Genomic DNA, 20,276 nt, shown 5'->3' on the forward strand with positions numbered 1-20,276 from the left:
GGTTTCGCGGTCAGGGGGCGAGGATCGCGGGGAGCGCGACCAGACCGTGGGAGCGCCATGAGGCGCGGTAGGTCAGCTCGGCTGCCGGAATCGCCAGCCGGGCGCGAGGGTGGCGCGTGAACAATTCCGGAACGACGGCGTCGACGATCAGCGAGGCCGCCTGGGCGCCGAGGCAGTAGTGCGGGCCGCGGCCGAACATCAGGCTCCGTCTGCCGTTGCGGGCGGGGTCGGAGTCGGCGCCGATCAGCGACAGCAGGACGGTGTCGCCTTTCGGGATGGTCGTGGCACCGACGGTGAGGTCGGCGATCGGAAACCGGCGGATGGCGAACGGCGACGGATTGGCCTGCTCCATGAGTTCACCACGGCGGGACTGCCAGGCGGCGACGGCTGCCGCGGCGTCGCCGGAATCGAGCAGGGCGGCGATGATGTTGCCGCACATGTGCACCGCGTTTTCCAGTCCGGCCAGCATCATCAGGAACGCCAACGACACCAGCTCGTCCTCGGTGAGCGCCGCCTCGTCGTCGCGGGCCCGTACCCAGCCGCTGAGCAGATCGTCGCCGGGGTCGGCCCGTTTCGCGGCGACCAAGTCGGCGAAGGTGGTGGTCAGCCAGTCGATGGCTGCCTTCAACCGCTGCCTGGATTCCGCCGACGAGGTGTCGACGGTGAACATCGCCGCCGCGGCGTCGCGCAGGTGCGGGTAGAGGTCGGCGGGTACCCCGAGCAACTCACCGAGGACGAGCGCGGGCACCGGGACACACAGTTCGTCGAGCAGATCGACTGTCTCACCGTCCTTTTCGGAGAGCGAGTCGAACACCGCACCGGCGATCCGCCCGATCGCGGCGCGCAGATCATCGACCGATCGCCGGGAAAACGCCGGTGCGGCAAGCTTTCTGATCCGGTTGTGCTGGTCGCCGTCCATGTTCAGCAGGTTCCGATCCAGCGCGGGCGGCAGCGCGAAGCCGGTGTACCCGTCGCACGCGTGCCGCTTGTCCAGGCTGAGCTGGGGATCGGCGAGCAACGCGGACACCTCGTCGTATCCGGCGATCACCCAAACCGGGTGGCCATCAGGCGTTTCCGTACGACGTACCGATCCTCGCCAGCTCGCATGCTCGGCCCATCGTGTGCTCGCAGACGTTCCGATCGCCGCTGTTTCCACCATCACCCCAACCTCACTGCCGCCCATTGCCCGCAGTGTATTGGACGTCGCCGGATGGAGTCCGGACTCGGTCCGCGCCACCCGCGCCACCCGCGCTACGCGGCACCGGCCTCGCTGACCGCATCCAGGTGCGCGGCAAGCAGGTGCACCCGCAGCCGCTGCTGTGCGAGGGTTTCCACGGGGTGATGGATCTCGATGCTCAGCCGGTCGTCGAACGTGCTGATGATGATGGTGCCGCTCGGCTGTTGTAGCCGACGCCCGGCCCTGTCCGGCTTCGCGATCATGACGGTGCGAAAGTCGTTGACCCGCAGACCTTCCGGTAAGCACGGCCGGTCGATCCGGCCCCAGTTGGTCGCCAGCACGATGCCGGGAGCCCGTGGCGGCGGGCCGGACGCGATATCGGGGATGTGCAGCGGTGTCTGCTGCACGACGCCGGTTGCGAGGCCGTTGCGCAGGGCATCGCTGATGCCGCGGGCCAGCGAGGTCAGCGTTGTTCCGCCGCTGAGGGTGGGTATGAAATCGGCGAACCCGAGGACATTCGTTCCCTCGGTGCTGCCGATCGCGGGGGTGACCCGGTTGCGCAGGTCGACAGAGTAGGTGTAGCTGAGTTCGGTCAGCGGCAGTTCGCGCAGTTCGGCCTCGGTGAGCAGGATCGCGGCCGAGGCCAGCCCGTTGATCGTGGTCCCTTCCCGGTGCGCGAGGTCGGCGAGCGCGACGGTCTCCTGCTGGGTCAGGCGGCAGCGTGCCGTCAGTGGCAGCAGATAGGACAGGTCCGCGCCGACCGGTGGGGCGGTGGCGGGCGCCGCGGTGACGGCCAGCGGTCGAGCCGACACCGGCAAGCCGGACATCTTCTCGACGCATCTGGCGAGCAGCAGATCCTCCACGGCGGCCGGGAAGCGGTGTGGCGTCAGCATCGGCGGGTGGCCGTCGCTGACCTGGGTGTAGCACGACCACAGTTCGGCGAGCACCGCGAGCGAGTGGCACGCGTCCGCGATGCTGTGGTGGGTTATCAGCGTTACCCCGGTGCTGTCGCCGTCGCGGACCACGCACAGCGCGGCGAGTCCGGTGCGCTGGTCCAATCGCGCACCGCTCAGCAATTGTTCGGGATCGCCGTCGACGACGGTGATTTCCGGTGCGGAAGCGAGGGAGTCGACGAGAATATGGCCGCGTCCGTCCTCTTCCAAATGGGCGCCGAGTGCGGGGTAGGCGCGGACCACGGCATCGAACGCCTCGGAAAGCGCGGATAAATTCAACCGACCGGACAGTCGCATCGAATAACCGACGAGGACTTCGCTACCGGCGAAGATCTCTTCGCTCGGTGCCAACGGCCGGATGACGGTAGCCGTGGTCATGTCGAATCCCTCCACATGAGACTGCCCATCGAGGCTAGCTCGAATACCGGGCACTCCACGGTCTTTCGGGATCATCACCTCTGTGTGGTGTATCGCTCATACCGAATGAGCTGTTTCCGGTTGTGGCCACAACGAGACCATGTTCGGCGATCAGCCACTGGCCGCACACGCAGCGCAGGTATCGGACGTGGCCGTGTGAGGACACGACCGTCGGTGTCGGCCAGGAACAGGAGGGGCAGGTCAGGTCCATGCGGTCAGCCTGATGTAATGACCTAGTGCATTTCAACCCTTACGGCGGCGCCGCGGCCGAACTCGCCGCCCGGCTGGTGAACGCGCGCCCCGACCAGGACCTCCGGCAACTGCTCGCCGAATCCGACTACAAACCGCTCGGGACGCTTACCGCGTCGCAGGCCGCGGAACTGCGTCGCTGGATCGGTGAACTCGATGCCGTGTTCGATCGCCCCACGGTGGACCAACTGAACGCGTTGCTCGCCAAAACGACCAGTCGGCCCTATATTTCGACGCACGACAGCCGGGCGCCGCACCTGCATTTCGCCGACGAGACGGCACCCGTCGACGAACGGGTCAAGGCGTACACCGCGGTCGGACTCGCCGCGCTGTTCTGCGACGACCCGAACCGCATCGGCCGCTGCGCTCGCGACGGGTGTGCCGAGGTCTTCGTCGACACCTCGCGCAACGGCAGGCGCCGCTTCTGCTCGCCGCGGTGCTCGAATCGGGTGCACGTGGCCGAGCATCGGTCCCGTCGCTCGGACTGAGTCTCAGTACGCTTTCGCCGCCGCCTCGACCCGCCCGGAATCGATTGCGGCGAGCAGGGTTCGGTGGTCGAGGACGGTCTGGTCGGCGTAGGCGACGGCGAAATCGATCATGGCGCGGTCGAAGGTGTCGCTCGAGCCGAGGTAGGCGGCGATGGCGACTCGGTCGCCGGAGCGGGCATGAGCGCGCGCGAGGGTGCGGCCGCACAGTGCCGAATAGTCGCGCAGGTAGGCGCGTGACATCTCCTCGATGACGGCCGAGCCCTTCATGTCGCGCAGCTGGCGCCAGTAGTAATGTCTGCCGTCCGCGCCCGTTGCCCAGCCGAGGAAGATGTCGCTCGCGGCCTGGGTCAGCCGCTGGCCATGCACGACCCGATGCCCTTGGTTGCGGAACCTGCTCGGCGCGGTGTGCGGCGCGAGCACCGACTGCTCGGCCTCCTTCACCTGCAAGAACAGCGGATCACCGCTCGTCCGCCCGGCCAGCAGGACGATGAAGCAGCGGGTGCCGACACTGCCGACGCCGACCACCTTGACCGCCATGTCCAGCATCTCGTGCCGGTCGAGCAGCACCCGGCGCTCCTCGGCCAGGGTGCGGCGGTAGTCGGTGAAGACCCGCCGGATGGTTTCGGCGTCGATCTGCTCGATCGGAATGAGCAGCGGCGGCCGGTGCCTGATGCGTGGGACGCCCTCGGCATCCGGCTCGGTCAGCTTTCCGAGCGCCTGCAGGTTGGTGCGCGCCCGCGCCTCGGCGAGTGCTTGCTCGACGCCCTTGCGGCGCTTGGGTTTGCGCACCAGCGCGGTCAGATGATCGGCGTCGATCCGCTCGTACCAGACGGCCAACTCGCCGAGACCGGCCAGCCGGATCATCGTCTCCCGATAGGCCCGTGCGGCGGCGCCGACCGAGGTTTCGGCGTCGGTATCGGCGAAGCCGTTGGCGCGCGCGGCCACCGCGATGCTGGCCGCCAGCCGTTTGACGTCCCACTCGAAGGGGCCGGGCAGGGTCTCGTCGAAGTCGTTGACGTCGAAGACCAGTGCGCGTTCCGGCGAGGCGAACAGGCCGAAGTTGGACAGGTGCGCGTCACCGCACAGTTGGGCCGTCAGTCCGGTGGTAGAAGAGACCGCCAGATCGGCGGCCATGATCGCGGGTGCGCCGCGCAGAAACGGGAACTGCCCCGCGGCCATTCGGGCGTACCGGATGGGAACCAGCTGGGGCACCCGGGTGGCGGCCTGGCGTTCGAGCACGGCGATCGGATCCGCACGGTCGGCGGGCGGGTCCCATATCCCCAACGCCCGCCGTCCGATCCGCTTGCGCGCGCGCCGCCCCACCTCGACCGCGCCGGGTTCCGCAATCGCCGAAGGGTTCGCCATCTGGCCAGTTTGTCATCAGATGGCAACTAATTAGCAAATATGAGCCGAGTGTCGGCGACTGAAGCGGATCGCAGCTCATCGGCAGTCTGGAGAGCCCGGCTGTCCACGGCTGCGGTTGTGTCTCGGAATCCCTGGCGCCCTGGCTAATTCAGGAGGTCAGCGTGGTAGTTCGGGGGAATGGGTATCGGCAGGTGAGCAAGAGCCCTCCTCCTGTGTGCGCCGTGCACCGAGCGGTTGCGCATCGGCGGCGGGTGATCAACAGTGGGGTATCCAACGGTGGTAGCGACGGGAGGCCGCATGGACCGCGCGGATGTGGTTGTCGTCGGTGCCGGATACGCGGGACTCTGTGCGGCGCGGGCACTGCGCGCGGTGGGACGCGAGGTTGCCGTGTTGGAGGCGAGCGGACGCGTCGGCGGCCGGGTGCTGACCGACCGGATCGCCGGTGACTGGGTCATCGATCTCGGCGCCCAGTGGATCTCCGGCGCCCACACCCGGTTCGCCGCGCTCGTCGAGGAGTACGGCGCCGAAACCTATGCGGCACCGTCGAACGGCGCGAACCTACTGGTCGAGGGCGCGGTGCGGCGTCCGTTCGTCGGCGCGCGGCCGCCGCTGCCGCCGCTCGTGCTGGTGGTGCTCGCACAGGCCTTGTGGCGGATCGAACGATTGGCGGCGCGCATCGACCTCGCGCGTCCGTGGACCACCCCGGGCGCGGACCGGCTCGATGCGATGACGGCGGCGACCTGGTTGCGCCGCAACCTGCCCGAGCGTCGTGCCAGAAACCTGGCCGAGGTGATGATCGGCGAGGAGCTGTGCGTCGACGTCGGCAGCGTCTCGATGCTCGCTGTACTGACCACCATTCGCGCCGCGGGCGGTGTCGAGGGGGGCGTGACCGCCGAGACGGTGACCCGCCTGTTCGTCGACGGCGCCGACGGCCCGGCCCACTCGATCGCCGCCGAGCTGGGCGACGCACTGCGGCTCGACACCCCGGTCACCTCGATTCGCCAAGTGCCGGAGGGGCTTTCGGTGGGCGGCGAGTTCGGGGAGGTCCGTGCCGCACAGGTGATCGTCGCGCTACCGCCCGCGCTGGCCGGGCGGATCACCTATGACCCACCGCTGCCCGCTGCCCGCGACCACCTCACCCAGCGGATGCCGATGGGTTCGGTGCTGAAGGCCTTCGCCGTCTACGAGCGGCCCTTCTGGCGTGACGATCGGCTCACCGGCCAGGCGTTGAACCTGCACGACCCGGTCCCGGTCACCTTCGACGCCACCCGCCCCGGTGGGCCGGGCTGTCTCGGTGCCCTCGTCCCGGGCCGCGCCGCCCATCGCCTCGCCGCGCTCCCGGCCGCCGAACGCCGGGCCATGATCGTCGGCTCGCTGGTCCGCGCCTTCGGTCCCGCGGCGCGCGATCCGATCGATTGGCGCGAGAAAGTCTGGGCCGACGATCCCTACTCCCGCGGCGGATATGGCGCCTTCTTCCCGCCCGGCGTGCTGACGACCATCGGTTCGACATTGCGTCAACCGATCGGCGCGATCCACTGGGCGGGCAGCGAAACGGCCACCGAATGGGCGGGATATATCGAGGGCGCGATTCGCTCGGGCGAGCGCGCCGCAGCCGAGGTGCTCGCGGCTTCTCGGGACGCCACCGTTGGTTAACGGGCCGATTCCCATGCCGCGCTGCGCATTCCGGGTCGGAAATTCCTGCTGACATTTGGAAAATAGCTAAACTAGTCAATCGTCCAGTTATGAAATTCGGATCATAGATCGATTGATAATGCCCGTATATAAGCATTAACGCTTCCTTGACGCGACCCGGGATTCTTGAAGCAAAAAGGCGCTGCTGACCTCGGTAAATGCGGGAATGTGATCTCCATTATGTTGACTGTGATTCTGCTCAAAGCGAAGCATGTAGCGCATGGCACATATAGCAAACATTCAGCAAAGGTCGGTGCCGTCCGGCACGGGCCGCGCCTTCCCGGCCACGCTGCTGCTGCTGTGCACGGTGCTGGTCGGCGGATGGTTCGTCGGACCCGGCTCAGCGGCCGCGGACCTGTCCGGTTGCACGACCGACTCCTCGGTTCCCAATGAACTGACGGTCACCTGCGACCCCGGCTCCGGTGTCGGCGAGCACGCCTTCATCCGCTGCCGCGACCTCCTCGGCATGCCGCACACCCACATCGGCGAAACCATCGGTCCGGGTGGCGGTTGGTCCAGGGCGACGTGCGCCCCGGCCGAAACCGGTCCGGTCTGATCCGGGCGGGGCTTGTCCCCGATATCGCCTTCCGCGCCGGGAGCCCGTGAATCGCACGACAACAGGGCCAGGGCGCATCGTAGCCAGCACGTCCCGCGGGACGGGTTCACGGAGAGGCTCCAGTCATGCGCGTAGACACGAAGGAACGTCAGAGAGAAACCAAAGCGTCGGCACGTCATCGCAAGGGTGTCGAACGGTCCCGGCGCGGGATGTACGCCGCGGCGACATTCGCCTCGATGGCGACCGCCATGATCGGCGCCGGAAACGCCGCCGCCGATTTCGAGTTACCGCCACCTCCCGGTGACCTGAACGGCGTTTTGTCGGGCGCGGGCGACGTGGCGGGACAACTGCTCGACCCGTCGCAGCAGGACGCGCTGAACAGCGCACTCGGTGTCGCGGGCACGGTCGGCGCGGCAACGCCCTTCGGCGACCAGGTGAACTCGGCGATCGATGCCTATCGCGGGGGCGGGGCACCGCCACCGGGACCAGCGCCGTTCGCCGGACCGGGCGCTCCGGCCGCGCCGGGCATCCCTGCCGCGCCTGGCACTCCTGCCGCGGTCGCTTCGGATGTGGCGGGCCGGGTTCCCGCGCCGGTCGCCGATCTCGCCGCGACCGTCGCGCAGATCGCCGGTGCGGGAATGCCGCTCGACCAGCTGGCCACCTGGGCGGACCGGACCTTTCCCGAGGGCCCGATGCGTGGGCCGGTCAACGATCTGCTCGCCTTCGTCCAGCAGGCCACCGAAATGGCGGGCACCCGTCGCAACAGCGCGACCCCGGCCATCGACGACCTGATCGACCAGGCTCGCACGCTGTTCGGCTTCCCCAAGGACGGACCGGATCCGGTCCAGGGGCTGCGCGATCTCCTCACACCAACTGTGGGACAACAAGATCCGGCGGCACAGCAGCTGCCGCCCGGCCTGCTCGCGATCGCCGCGCCGATGATCGGCCTGTTCGCACCCCAGCTGGCCGGCCTCGCGCCGGTGCTCGCGTTCCTTGCGCCGCTGCTCGTCATGGCATCGAACCCGGCGGCCGCGATCGGCGCGGTATTCACCGAGATACGGGACGCGGTGCGCGGCTTGGTTGCCGACGCCAGGAACCCCGCGGCGCTGCCGCTGCTGGCGGTGCCGGTGATCGCGCTGCTCGCCGCGGTACCCCTGCTGTTCGCCGGCGGCATCGCGGTGGCCGCTGTCCTCACCCTCGGCGCGGTGATCCTCGGCGCGATCGTGCTGGCTCCGTTGGTGATCGGTGCGCTGGTGATCGGCGGACTGATCCTCGCGGTGCTGGCGGTTCCGGTGCTACTCGTGCTCGCGGTCATCGCTATTCCGGTACTGCTCATCGCCGTTCCGGTCGCGTTCGTCGCGTTCCAGGTGCTGGCGCCGATCATCCTGATCGGCGGCATCGCCGCGATCGCGGTGGCGATCGTCGGCGGCCTCGCCCTCGCCGTGGCCGCACTGGCCGGTGGGCTGGCGCTCGGCATCGTCGGGTTCGTCGTGCTGACCGCGGCGGCCCTGCTGGCCACGGTGTTCGTGCCGTTCCTCGGACTGGTCCTTGCGCCGCTGCTCTTCACCGGCGCGCTCGGCTTCCTCGTCGTGAGCCTCATCGCCACGGCGGTCGCCTTCTTCGGCGTGCTCGGGGTCGCCGGACTGGTCACCGCCGTGCTCATCGCCGGCGTCGGACTGCTGTCGCTGTTCACTCCGTTCGGGCTCATCGCCCTTCCGATCCTGCTCGCGCTCGCGGCAGTCGCTGTGCTGGCGTTCGGCGCGGTGGGCCTGGCCGGTGGCGCGATCCTGGCCGTGGTCGCGCTCGCGGAGTTCATCGTGCTCGCGGTGGTGGCACCGGTCGCGGTGACCGTGCTGCTCGCGCTGGCCTTGGTGGCCACCGCAATTCGCCTCGTCGCCGCCGCCCTCGTCTGGGCCGGGCTGTCCGCGGCGGGCATCGTCTTCGCCGCGCTCGGCGCGGTTGGCACGGCGCTCGCGGTGGTCGGTGGGCTGATCGCCACGGCCGTGCTCGTCTTCGCGGTCCCGATTCTCGGCCCGCTGCTGGCGCCGCTGCTCTTCATCGGCCTGGTCGCCATTCCGGCGGCGCTGGGGCTGACGGTCCTGTTCGGCGGTTTCGCCTTGGCCGCGTTCTCGGTCTTCGCGCTGACCGGGACGATCCTGCTGGCGATCGCCGGGCTGGCATCCGGCGCGCTGGTGGCGAGCCTGCTCTTCATGATCACCATGCCGTACGCGATTCCGCTGATCCTGATCGCCGATCTGGCCTTCGCGATCATCGCGGGCGCGGGCATCGGGGTGGTGGCGGCGGCCTTCGTGGTGGCCACCTGGCTCGGCGGCGGCGCCATCGTGCTCGGCCTGCTCGCACTCGGCCTCGCCGCTGTCGCAACGGTGTTCGCGGGTGGGCTGGCGATCTCGGCGCTGTCCTTCGTCATGCTCACCCTCGCCGCGTTCGCGCTGATCGTGATCAACCCGCCGCTGGCGCTGCTCGCGCTGCCATTGATCTTCGGTGGGTTGCTGTTCAGCGTGCTGGGCACCATCGGTGCGGTGGCGATCGTCAGCACCATGCTCGGCGGGTTCGTCGCCGCGCTCGGACTCGGGCTGGTGGCCGCGTGGATGGTCTTCGGCGTCATGGCCCTCGGTGTGTTCGTCGCCGTGTCGGCGGTGTTCCCGCCGTTCCTGTTGATCTCCGTGCCGCTCGCGGCCGCCGCCTTCGCGATCATGGCGGTGCTGGCGATCGCGACGATCGCGGTCGGTGGCGTCGGGCTCGGCGCGATCCTGCTGGCGGGCAATCTGATTGCCGCGGTGCTGGCGGTGGCAGCGGTCATCGCAACCGCCGCGGTATCGATAGTCGGACTCGCACTCGCCGCCGTGCTGACGCTGCCGTTCCTGGTGTTCGGACCGTTCGCGGTGGTCGTCTCCACCGCTCTGTCGCCGATCATCGCGCTGGCACTGCTCGCAGTGTGGTCGCCGGTGCTGGTGGCAGGTCTGGCGGTCGCGGCGCTCGCGGTCGGCATCCAGCTGTTCGGTCTGTTCGGATTGACCGGACTGGCCGCGCTCATCGGCGTGGCAGTGGTGGGGATCCTCAGCGCTCTTGCGGTGACGCTGTTCGCGGGCAGCTTCCTGCTCGACTTCACCGCTCTCGGCGTGCTCGCGCTGGTGCTCGCGCCACTGGTCGGCCTGGCCGGGGTCGGTGCGCTCGCGCTGCTCGCGCTGCCGGTTTTGGCGCTGCTCGCGGTGCCGGTACTGGGCCTGGCCGCGCTGGGTGCGCTTGCGCTGGTTGCGGTTCCGGTGTTGGCCGCGGTCGCGGTGCCGGTGCTCGGGTTGGCCGCGCTCGGTGCGCTGGCCGCGGTGGCCGTGCCGGTGATCGCGGTGCTGGCGCTTCCGGTGCTCGCGCTGCTCGCCTTGGTCGCGGTGCCGTTGCTGGCTCTCGCCGCGCTGGGTGGCCTTGCCGTGCTCGCGTCGCCGTTCCTGGTGGCCGGTGCGGTGGCGGTATTCGGGGCGTTGGCGATCGGCTTGCCGGTGGCGTTGCTGGCCATCCTGCCGCTGCTGGCCTTGGCCGCGGTGGGCGCGCTGACGCTGCTCGCGCTACCCGTCCTGCTGATCGGTGGAGCGCTGGCCGCGGCGGTCGGCGTGCCACTGGCGGTGCTCGGCGCACTGGCCGCGTTGCCGGTGCTGCTGATCGGTGGCGCACTGGCCGGACTGGCCGCACTGGTCGGAGTGCCGTTGGCCGCCGTCGGAGCGCTTGCCTTGCTCGCGATTCCGGTGTTGCTGATCGGTGCGGCGTTGGCCGCGGTGGTCGGTATCCCGTTGGCACTGCTCGCACTTCCCGTGCTGGCGATCGGTGGCGCGCTGGCGGCGTTGGTCGGCGTACCGCTGGCTGTGATCGGAGCGATTGCGCTGCTTGCGCTTCCGGTCTTGGCAATCGGTGCCGCGCTGGCCGGGCTGGCCGCGTTGGTTGGTGTGCCGCTGGCGGCACTGGGCGCGCTTGCGGTGCTGGCGCTTCCGGTCCTGCTGATCGGTGGTGCTTTGGCCGCGCTGGTTGGTGTGCCGCTCGCCGTGGTCGGTGCCATTGCGTTGCTGGCGCTTCCGGTCTTGGCAATCGGTGCCGCGCTGGCCGGGCTGGCCGCGTTGGTTGGTGTGCCGCTGGCGGCACTGGGCGCGCTTGCGGTGCTGGCGCTTCCGGTCCTGCTGATCGGTGGTGCTTTGGCCGCGCTGGTTGGTGTGCCGCTCGCCGTGGTCGGTGCCATTGCGTTGCTGGCGCTTCCGGTGTTGCTGGTCGGTGGGGCTTTGGCCGCGCTGGTTGGTGTGCCGTTGGCGGCCGTCGGTGCGCTTGCGCTGCTGGCGCTTCCGGTGTTGCTGATCGGCGGTGCGTTGGCGGCCGTGGTCGGTATCCCGTTGGCGGCGGTTGGTGTGGTGAGTCTGTTGGCCGCGCCGCTGGTTGCCCTGGCCGGGCTGATCGGTCTGCCGTTGGCGGCGCTGGGTGCGGCCACCGTGGTGGCGCTTGCCGTCGCGGTTGCCGTGCTGCTGACGCCGGGGGCGCGGGTCGGCATCATCTCCGCCATTCGGGCCGCACTGGACCGCAATGGACCGCGGGGTGATTCGGGCGGCGGGACGGCGGCGACCGGAACGCAGTTCCTCGACGACATTCCCGACGATCCGAGCCTGGAGCAGCTGGCCGCCTCGCTGCAGCAGCTCCTCGCTCCGCTACCGAGCAAGGCGCCCGCGGCCGAACCGGTCGCGTTCGCCGACCTGCCCTACACCGGAAAGGGGGCTGCCGAAGCGGTGGCGCACGAGCGCGCCGCCCGCCTGGTCAGCGTTTCGCTGTGACGAATTCTGCACTGTCCCAAGCCGTCTAGCTAAGGAGATCAGATCATGACGCACACAACGGAAACCCTGCATCTGGAATACCTCTACGGCCCGCAGTGGCAGGAGGCAGTCCGCATCATCGAACGATCCGGCCAATTGACCGCCGACGAACGGGAAAAGCTGAACGCGGCGTCGAAGAAGCTGATCCAGGACAAGGTTTCGGCGCTGTCCAACGGGACGGGCCTCGAAGGCGGACTCAGCGGGCTGTTGGCCGGGCTCGGCATGGGTGCGAATGCCCAAACGGTGGCGGCCCACCCGGTGAATATCGCGGCCGAGACCGCCAAGGCTTTCGGACGATCCCGCAATGTCCAGCTCGCGGGCATGATCGCCGGGCAGGCCGTCTCGCCGACCGCGGCAGGCACCACCGGTGATCTGAGCGGGTTGCTCGAGTCGTTCGGCTCGATCGGCGCGGTGACCGTGGTCGGGCAGGCCGTCACCGCCGCGGTGCTGAGCGACTTGGTCGGCCAAGGCGAATTCACCAAGGCCGTCTACGACGAGCTGATGCAGCCGTGGAGCAGCACCATCGAGATGTAGTAGGGCGACGACTACGAAAGGGGTTGGCACCATGTTCGATTCGCGAAACATCGGCTCCGGTGGCCTCGCTACCGACGCACTGGGCGGTCTGCTCGATGTCCGATCGGCCCCCGTAGCGTTCGGCTACTACGAAAGCGACGAGGTCGCCGCCGACACCGGTGTCGAGTGGAACACCCGGTCCCGCATCGCCCCGATCGGGTGGTGGAATCGGCACCGGCACATGCAGACCGGGTTCGGCATGGCGATCGTCATGACGCTCGCCTTCGTGCCCGCCGTGCAGAACGCGATCCTCACGGTGCTGACCCATGTCGGATAACTCCCGCCGACGCAGGCGGCCGGCCCGCCGAGGGAGGACCTCCCTCGGCGTGTCGGTTGCCGTCCTGTTCCTGCTCGCCGCCGCCCTGCTGAGCGCGTGTTCGAGCGGCGGTTCCACCGCCACGGACCGCAACCGCGTCGCCGACGCGGACACCGCGGATTGCACGCTCGGCGGCCAAGCCATCGCCGGACTGCGCGACACCTTCCGTCAGCTGTCCGAGCAACTAGACGGGCTCGGCCCCGCAGCATCGCGGGGCGACTTCGCCGAGGTGAAAACCCGTGTCACCCAGGGCATGCGGCTGTCCGGCCAGGTCTCGACGACCATCGATCCGGTGGTCGATCGGATGGGCTCGCGCCTGATCGGCAGCGCCTACCGTGACGTCGCGAGCGCGGGCGGGCAGCTGCACACCTCGCTGTCCGACTTCGTCACCGTCCTGGACAACGGTCATCCGGCCCAACCAGTGGCCGACTCGGTCACCGCGGCCCTGACCGCCCTCAACACCTCCATGGACCGCATGCGCCGCGCGTGTCCCGCCGTCTTCGCCGACGCGAAGGGCCCGCAGTACGGCCCACCGCTCGGCGCACGCTGAGGCGAATCAGGCGCCCGCCGAACGCCTTTCGAACAGCTGATCACGGGCGACGGCGAGGGCACGGGAAACGGCGCCGGTGAGCACCCCGTCGTCGCCGAGCGTGCTCGCGACGATGCGCGGCCGCAGCGGGCCCAGCTCGGCCATCCGCCGAGCGATCGCGTCCCCGAGCAGCTCGAGATTGTTCCCGATGCCGCCGCTGAGCACGACGAGCTCCGGATCGAGAATCGCGGCGACCGCGGTGATGAGCGCGCCGATCCGACGGCCCTCCGATTCGACGACGGCCCGAGCCCTCGGGTCACCCGCGACCGCTGCGGCGAAGACCTCCTTCGCCGACGCCGCCGGCAGCCCGGCCTGCGCGGCCGCACGGGCGACACCACCCGCCGCGGCGACGGTTTCGGTCATGCCGCGCGCGCGGGCATCGAGCGGGGGAGCGTCGACCTCGCTGGCGGGTAGGAACGAGACTTCGCCCGCCGCACCGGTATTGCCGACGTAGAGCTCGCCGTTGATCACGATGCCCATGCCGACGCCGGTGCCGATCGAGATGAGCACGAAGTTGCGAACACCCGCTCCCGCACCGAGCGTCAGCTCGCCGAGTGCGGCAAGGTTGATGTCGTTCTCGATGGTCGACTCGACCTCCAGTGCCGCGCGCAACTGTGCGACGAGACCGGCGCGGCCCCAGCCGGGCAGGTTCTGCGCATAGTCCAGGCGGCCGGTCTGCGAGTTGAGCACCCCGGGACTGCCGATGACCACGTAATGCACTGCCGACCAAGCGATCCCGGCCTCGGTCGCGACCTCGTCGGCCAGTGTGCGCACCCGCCGCACCAGATCGGCGGCGGAGCGTGCGGTGTTGCGCACGTCGCGGCGGCCGATGAATTCGCCACGCAGGTCGGCGATTGCGAGGCGAATCCAGTTCCGGCCGATATCGACGCCCGCAACCACACCGGCGCGTACATTCACGTCGTAGAGCGCGGTGGTCGGTCCTGGTCGGCCGCTCAGCGAACCGACCAGTTGCACGAGACCCGCTTGCTCCAGGCCCGAAAGTGCCGCCGACACGGTCGGTTTCGACAAACCGCTGGCCTTGGCGAGCTCGCCGCGCGATGCGGGCCCGCTGAGCCGCAGGTAGTCGAGCAGCAGCCGCTCGTTCATCGTCCGAAGGAGCTGGGGATTGCCGACCCTACTCATCAATCCTCCTGCTCGTTCCACTGGACACCTCCAAGTTAGTAAACTACCTTTCTTACCAACGCTCAACCGGGCGCTCTCGCTCTCCTCTCGGCACGGTGACCTCATGCGTCGAATTCAGCTCCTCACCGCGGCGGCGGCCGCATTCGTCCTGGCGGCAGGCTGTAGCTCCGGCGACAGCGCGAAAGACGCGAACTCGGGTGGCGACAACCCGACAATCGCGCTGCTGCTCCCGGAATCCAAGACCACCCGATACGAAGCCTTCGACCGTCCGCTCTTCGAGGCGAAGGTCAAGCAACTCTGCGGCAACTGCAACGTGCTCTACTTCAACGCCGATCAAGACGCGGCGAAACAGCAGGGCCAGTTCGAATCCGCGCTCACCCAGGGCGCCGACGTCTTCGTGTTCGACGCGGTAAACGCCGATGCCGTTGCGCCGCAAGTGAACAAGGCGCAACAGAAGAAGATCCCGGTGATCGCCTACGACCGGCTGATCTCCGGCATCGGCTACGACTACTACGTGTCCTTCGACAACGTGAAGGTCGGCAGGGTGCAGGGCGAGGCCCTGCTCGCCGAGCTGAACAAACGCGGCACCACCGACAAGGGACAGCTCGTGGTGATCAACGGATCGCCGACCGACCCCAGTGCGGGCGACTACAAGAAGGGCGCGCACGAGGCGCTGGACGGAAAGGTGAAGATCGGCCGCGAATTCGACACTCCGGACTGGTCTCCCGACAAGGCGCAGCAGCAGATGGAGCAGGCCATCACCGCGCTCGGCAAGGACGCGATCGTCGGCGTGTACTCGGCCAACGACGGCATGGCCGGTGGCGCGATCGCGGCGCTGAAGCGGGCCGGTTACGCGACGCTGCCGCCACTGACCGGGCAGGACGCGGAACTCGCCGGCGTGCAACGGATTCTGACCGGCGAGCAGACCATGACCATTTATCTCGACTACCGCGCGCAGGCGGAGCGCGCGGCCGAGCTCGCGGTCGCCCTGACCAAGGGCGAACGACCCACGGCGCCGGCGAAGACCAACAACGGCGCGACCGACATCCCGTCGTATCTGCTCGACGCGATCGCGGTCGGCAAGGACAACATCAAGGACACCATCGTCAAGGACGGTCTGTACACCGTCGCCGATATCTGCACGCCCGACGTCGCGGCGGCTTGCCAAGCCGCGGGGATCAAATGACAGCTCGCACAACGGTTCTCTCGGCCCGCGGGCTCACCAAGCGCTATGGTGCCGTGCAGGCGCTGGCGGGTGCGGATCTCCAGGTGCACGCGGGCGAGGTGGTCGCGCTGGTCGGTGACAACGGTGCGGGCAAATCGACACTGGTGAAGGCGATCTCGGGCGTCACCGTGGCCGACGAGGGCGAGATCGTCTTCGCGGGCGAAACCGTGCGGATCACCCGGCCGCAGGACGCCCAGGCGCTCGGCATCACGACGGTGTTCCAGGATCTCGCGTTGTGCGACAACCTCGATGTCGTTGGCAACCTGCATCTCGGTTCGGAGACAAGGATTTGCGGCGTGCTCGACGAGATCGAGATGGAGCGCAGCGCCCGGGACATGCTCGCCTCGCTGGACGTGAAGATCAAGAATGTGCGCGCGCCGGTGTCCGCGTTGTCAGGTGGGCAGCGCCAGTCGGTCGCCATCGCGCGGGCGCTGCTCGGCCGGCCGAGAATGGTGATCCTCGATGAGCCCACCGCTGCACTCGGTGTCGAACAGACCGCACAGGTCCTCGCGTTGATCGGCCGCCTGCGCGAGCGCGGCCTCGGCGTGCTGTTGATTTCGCACAACCTGGTCGATGTGCGGTCGGTCAGCGATCGGGTCGTTGTGCTGCGATTGGGCCGCAACGCAGGCGAATTCGAGACCGCCAAAGCGACTCAAGAGGATATCGTGGCAGCGATCACCGGAGCGGCCGCATGAGCGAGCGCTGGCGAGGTGCTGTCGTGAGAGAGCGTAGCGAACGAATCGTGTCACAGTGTGCGTCGCGCGTGGCAGTGCTGAGCGCTAGCGAGGTGCTGCAATGAGAGAGCGTAGCGAACGAATCATGTCACAGTGTGCGTCGCGCATGGCAGTGCCGAGCGCTAGCGAGGTACTGCCATGAGTGACATTGTTGTGAAAAGATCTGTCTGGCAGGGGAATCAGGAGCGCGGATTGGTGGATGCCGCGATGGACCGACTACGCCGCGGCGAGGTGGGATCGGTACCGGTTGCGATCGGGCTGGTCATCATCGCTGCGGTGTTTTACCGGCTCAACGCCCATTTTCTGTCCGCGGAGAATCTCACCAACCTCGCTTTGCAGATGGCCGCGACCGGAACCATCGCGCTGGGCATAGTTTTGGTGCTGTTGCTCGGCGAGATCGACCTCTCCGCGGGTTCGGTCAGCGGATTGACGGCCGTGGTGATGACGCTGCTGTACGTGCGCCACGGCTGGAACGTCGTGTTCGCGGTGATCGCCGCCGTCGCCGTCGGCGCCGCGATCGGCATGCTGCACGGGCTCATGCGGACGATGCTGAGCATGCCGTCGTTCGTCGTGACGCTGGCCGGGTTGATCGGCTGGCAAGGACTGATGCTGTATCTGCTCGGCAAGGAAGGCACCGTCAACCTGCCGTTCGACCGCGGCATCGCGCTCATCAGCGACACCTGGCTCGCGCCGTCGCTCGGCTGGCTGCTGGTGGTGCTGCTCGCGGGCGGGCACCTGGCCACCAGTCTGGTCACCCGGCATCAACGCGTGCACGCCGGACTCGACGCCGCCGCACCGGTCTGGATCGTGCTGCGTTCGGGCGGTCTCGCCGTCCTGCTCGGCGCCACCGTGCTCGTGCTGAATTCCGATCGCGGCGTTCCGTTGACGCTGGTGATCTTCGGCGGACTCGTGCTGGCCATGGACCTGATCCTGCGCCGCACGGTCTTCGGTCGCCGCATGTACGCCGTCGGCGGCAATGCCGAGGCGGCCCGCCGGGCGGGCATCAATGTCACCGGGATCCGCATCGCCGCCTTCGTCGGCTGCTCCGCGCTGGCCACCATCGGCGGCATCCTGGCCGCCTCCCGCCTCGTCGCGGTCAACCAGAGCTCCGGTGGCAGCGACATCCTGCTCAATGCCATCGCCGCCGCCGTCATCGGCGGCACCAGCCTGTTCGGCGGCCGCGGTCGCGCTTACGCCGCGCTGCTGGGAATCCTTGTCATCCAATCCATCACGAACGGCATGCTGCTGCTCAATGTGGACTCCTCGGTGCGCTTCATGGTCACCGGCGCCGTGCTCGCGGTCTCCGTCGCCATCGATTCGGTGGCCCGGCGCGGCGCCGAGGGAGCGCGCTGAATCAGGGCGATCACGATCGCCCACGGAGGGGCGCCTGGGCGCGGAGGGGTGTGTACCGCGTCCAGGCGGGCCGTCGGGATGCCGCGCACGAGTTGGCCCGCTGCGCCTGAACCAGCTGGCAATTCCACGTGCGCGACGCCGATACCTGCGCGGGACCATCGACGGGGTGGCGTCGGATCGGCGGCTGGTGTGGTCGAGTGAACACCGGGATTCGGTAACGGGCCTGGACGTACGACCGACACGTTGGGAGTTGTGCCGTGCGGGTCGGGGTTTTGGGAGTGTGTTCGTGGATCGCAGATCGACGTGGGTGGTTCGGGCTCGGGCAGTAGTGCTGGCGGCCTCGCTGTGCCTAGGTGCTGGCATCGTGGCCGCGGCACCGGCGCAGGCGACGGCGTCGACTGCGGAGTGGGTGCATACGCCCGCCGCGCCCGACGGCTCGGTGATCGCCCGGGTGGAGGAGCCGGACGGACGCAACATTCGGATCTGGGTGCGCTCGACGGCGATGGAGGGGGCGACCTTCCCGGTCGATATTCAGCGGCCTGCCGACACCGCGCAGCCACGGCCGACGCTGTACCTGCTGAACGGCGCGGGCGGCGGCGTGGACGATGCCAGCTGGCAGTTGCGCACCAACGTCCTCGACTTCCTGTCGGACAAGAACATCAACGTGGTCCAGCCGGTCGGTGGGCAGTTCAGTTATTACACGGACTGGATCAAAGACGATCCGGTGCTCGGGCCGAACAAGTGGCGGACCTACCTCACCGAGGAATTGCCGCCGCTGATCGACGCGGCGCTGGGCACCACCAAGGTGAATGCGATCGCCGGGCTCTCGATGGCGGGTACCTCGGTGCTCGCGCTGTCGATCGCTAAACCGGAGTTGTACCGCAGCGTCGCCTCCTACAGCGGTTGCGCACAGACCAGCGACCCGATCGGCCAGTCTTTCGTCCAGATGACGGTGGAGCGCGGGGGCGGGACGATCGCCAACATGTGGGGCCCGTTCGACGACCCGCTGTGGCAGGCCAACGACCCACTCGTGCACGCGGACAAACTGCGCGGCGTGAACCTGTTCGTCTCCAGCGGCAGCGGCCTGCCCGGCCCGCACGACACCCTCGACGGACCGTTCCAGATCAAGCCCGGCGTCTCGCAGTGGGCCGATCAGCTGGTGGTCGGCGGCGCGATCGAAGCTGGCATCCGGATGTGTTCGATGAACCTGCAGAACCGGTTGAACCAGTTGGGGATCCCCGCCACCTTCGACTTCACGCCCACCGGGACGCACTCCTGGGGCTACTGGCAGGACGCGTTCGTCGCATCCTGGCCGGTGCTCGCCCGCGGCCTCGACAGCTGACGCGCCCCGCCGACCGCGACCATGTGACCTACGTCATTCAGATAGTAGGCTGCGGTCGGCATAGGGTCGGCTAAGGTGGGTAAACAGATGCAGATATGCGCATACGTGGCGGTGACGAAAGCGGGCGGCTAATGGGACACGAACACGAGCACGGACACGGCCATGGGAACGGCCAGGCGCACTCCCACGGTGTGTCCGTCGATGCCGATCGCCGCTGGCTGACGGTCGCGCTCTCGCTGATCACCGGTTTCATGATGATCGAAGTCGTGATCGGCCTGCTGGCGAATTCGCTTGCCCTGCTCTCGGATGCGGCGCACATGCTGACCGACGCGGCGTCGATCGTGCTCGCGCTCACCGCGATTCGCATTGCCGCCCGTCCCGCCCGCGGCAAATACACCTACGGTTTCAAGCGTGCCGAGATCCTTTCCGCGCAGGCGAACGGCATCACGCTGCTGGTTCTCGCGGGCTGGTTGACCTACGAGGCCATTCGACGGCTGCTCGACCCGCCGGAGGTGACCGGCGGGCTGGTCGTCGTCACCGCGCTCGTCGGCATCGTGGTGAATGTCGCCGCGGCATGGGCGATCAGCAAGGCGAACCGCTCCAGCCTCAACGTGGAGGGCGCGTTCCAACACGTGCTCAACGACCTGTACGGCTTCATCGCGACCGCCGTCGCCGGCGTCGTCGTGCTGCTCACCGGTTTCGCCCGCGCCGACGCGATCGCCACGCTCGTCGTCGTCGCGCTGATGGTGAAGGCCGGTCTCGGCCTGGTCCGCGAATCGGGCCGCATCTTCCTCGAAGCCGCACCGGCCGGCGTGGACCCGGACGCCCTCGGCCGTCGTCTCGTCGAGATCCCCGGCGTCGACGAAGTGCACGATCTGCACGTCTGGCAGATCACCTCCGGCAACGTCGCCCTCTCCGCCCACGTCCTCGTCCAATCCGGCGCCGACTGCCACGGACTACGCCAGCAAATCGAACGCCTCCTCGACCACGACTACGAAATCACCCACACCACATTGCAAGTCGACCATTCCCAGCTGGTTTCCGCGGCTACAAGCCCGAACGCCAACCGCCTCCTGCCGGTGCTCGAGGAACACTGCGACGATGCGCACGGACCGGTGCACCGCGAACGTCCCGGACCCTCCGCCGGACTCGGTTACACCCAGAATTAGCTAGCGGCCGCTGGCGCTCCGTCTCCGGCCCAGGGCGGTCCTGGCCCGCCGTGCCCGGCCGCGCCGATGATGC

General features: G+C 68.6%; 16 protein-coding genes. 12 read left to right on the forward strand and 4 right to left on the reverse strand.

Annotated features, from left to right (window positions below):
- Positions 1-10: 10 nt before the first annotated feature.
- Both KV110_RS07480 and KV110_RS07485 read right to left on the reverse strand, forming a co-directional pair.
- Complete coding sequence (locus KV110_RS07480) at positions 11-1,048, reverse strand: cytochrome P450 family protein (protein WP_218474588.1); 1,038 nt, start codon at positions 1,046-1,048, stop codon at positions 11-13.
- A 203-nt stretch (positions 1,049-1,251) separates the two neighbouring features.
- Complete coding sequence (locus tag KV110_RS07485; RefSeq protein WP_218474590.1) at positions 1,252-2,508, reverse strand: phthiocerol/phthiodiolone dimycocerosyl transferase family protein; 1,257 nt, start codon at positions 2,506-2,508, stop codon at positions 1,252-1,254.
- 275 nt (positions 2,509-2,783) lie between these two features.
- On the opposite strand from KV110_RS07485, the gene KV110_RS07490 reads away from it, so the two are divergent.
- Positions 2,784-3,284, forward strand: coding sequence for a CGNR zinc finger domain-containing protein (locus tag KV110_RS07490; RefSeq protein ID WP_218474592.1), 501 nt, complete (start codon positions 2,784-2,786; stop codon positions 3,282-3,284).
- Positions 3,285-3,287: 3 nt separating this feature from the next.
- Here KV110_RS07490 and KV110_RS07495 read toward each other — a convergent pair whose 3' ends face one another.
- Positions 3,288-4,649 carry a DUF2252 domain-containing protein gene (locus KV110_RS07495; protein ID WP_218474594.1) on the reverse strand — a complete coding sequence of 454 codons (1,362 nt, stop codon included), beginning with the start codon at positions 4,647-4,649 and terminating at the stop codon, positions 3,288-3,290.
- A gap of 297 nt (positions 4,650-4,946) precedes the next feature.
- Here KV110_RS07495 and KV110_RS07500 point away from each other — a divergent pair, with 297 nt between their 5' ends.
- The 6 genes from KV110_RS07500 to KV110_RS07525 all read left to right on the forward strand — a co-directional run bounded on the left by KV110_RS07500 (position 4,947) and on the right by KV110_RS07525 (position 13,198).
- The gene (locus KV110_RS07500; RefSeq protein ID WP_218474595.1) at positions 4,947-6,302 is read left to right on the forward strand and encodes a flavin monoamine oxidase family protein; all 1,356 of its coding nucleotides are present in this window, start codon (positions 4,947-4,949) and stop codon (positions 6,300-6,302) included.
- A gap of 259 nt (positions 6,303-6,561) precedes the next feature.
- Entirely contained in the window at positions 6,562-6,897 is a 336-nt protein-coding gene (locus tag KV110_RS07505) for a hypothetical protein (RefSeq protein WP_246634389.1), read from the forward strand.
- Between the two features lie 125 nt (positions 6,898-7,022).
- Entirely contained in the window at positions 7,023-11,720 is a 4,698-nt protein-coding gene (locus tag KV110_RS07510; protein WP_218474596.1) for a hypothetical protein, read from the forward strand.
- A gap of 45 nt (positions 11,721-11,765) precedes the next feature.
- A complete protein-coding gene (locus tag KV110_RS07515; protein WP_218474597.1) occupies positions 11,766-12,293 on the forward strand; it encodes a hypothetical protein in 528 nt (175 codons plus the stop codon).
- A 31-nt stretch (positions 12,294-12,324) separates the two neighbouring features.
- A complete protein-coding gene (locus KV110_RS07520) occupies positions 12,325-12,609 on the forward strand; it encodes a hypothetical protein (protein ID WP_218474598.1) in 285 nt (94 codons plus the stop codon).
- A gap of 49 nt (positions 12,610-12,658) precedes the next feature.
- Positions 12,659-13,198: a hypothetical protein gene (locus tag KV110_RS07525; protein ID WP_218474599.1), complete on the forward strand. Its 540-nt coding sequence runs from the start codon at positions 12,659-12,661 to the stop codon at positions 13,196-13,198.
- Between the two features lie 6 nt (positions 13,199-13,204).
- Here the strand turns inward: KV110_RS07525 and KV110_RS07530 are convergent, their stop codons facing one another.
- Positions 13,205-14,380, reverse strand: a complete 1,176-nt coding sequence (locus KV110_RS07530; RefSeq protein WP_218474600.1) for an ROK family transcriptional regulator — start codon at positions 14,378-14,380, stop codon at positions 13,205-13,207.
- A 103-nt stretch (positions 14,381-14,483) separates the two neighbouring features.
- On the opposite strand from KV110_RS07530, the gene KV110_RS07535 reads away from it, so the two are divergent.
- The 5 genes from KV110_RS07535 to KV110_RS07555 all read left to right on the forward strand — a co-directional run bounded on the left by KV110_RS07535 (position 14,484) and on the right by KV110_RS07555 (position 20,203).
- Positions 14,484-15,566, forward strand: coding sequence for a sugar ABC transporter substrate-binding protein (locus KV110_RS07535; protein ID WP_218474601.1), 1,083 nt, complete (start codon positions 14,484-14,486; stop codon positions 15,564-15,566).
- Positions 15,563-16,300 carry an ATP-binding cassette domain-containing protein gene (locus KV110_RS07540; RefSeq protein WP_218474602.1) on the forward strand — a complete coding sequence of 246 codons (738 nt, stop codon included), beginning with the start codon at positions 15,563-15,565 and terminating at the stop codon, positions 16,298-16,300. Before KV110_RS07535 ends, KV110_RS07540 begins: the two co-directional genes overlap by 4 nt.
- 177 nt (positions 16,301-16,477) lie before the next feature.
- A complete protein-coding gene (locus KV110_RS07545; RefSeq protein ID WP_218474603.1) occupies positions 16,478-17,692 on the forward strand; it encodes a sugar ABC transporter permease in 1,215 nt (404 codons plus the stop codon).
- Between the two features lie 364 nt (positions 17,693-18,056).
- On the forward strand, positions 18,057-19,034 hold the full coding sequence (locus KV110_RS07550) for an alpha/beta hydrolase (protein ID WP_246634390.1): 978 nt from the start codon (positions 18,057-18,059) through the stop codon (positions 19,032-19,034).
- A gap of 131 nt (positions 19,035-19,165) precedes the next feature.
- Positions 19,166-20,203: a cation diffusion facilitator family transporter gene (locus KV110_RS07555; RefSeq protein ID WP_218474604.1), complete on the forward strand. Its 1,038-nt coding sequence runs from the start codon at positions 19,166-19,168 to the stop codon at positions 20,201-20,203.
- Positions 20,204-20,276: the final 73 nt, after the last annotated feature.

Source organism: Nocardia iowensis, from assembly GCF_019222765.1.
Lineage (GTDB): Bacteria > Actinomycetota > Actinomycetes > Mycobacteriales > Mycobacteriaceae > Nocardia > Nocardia iowensis.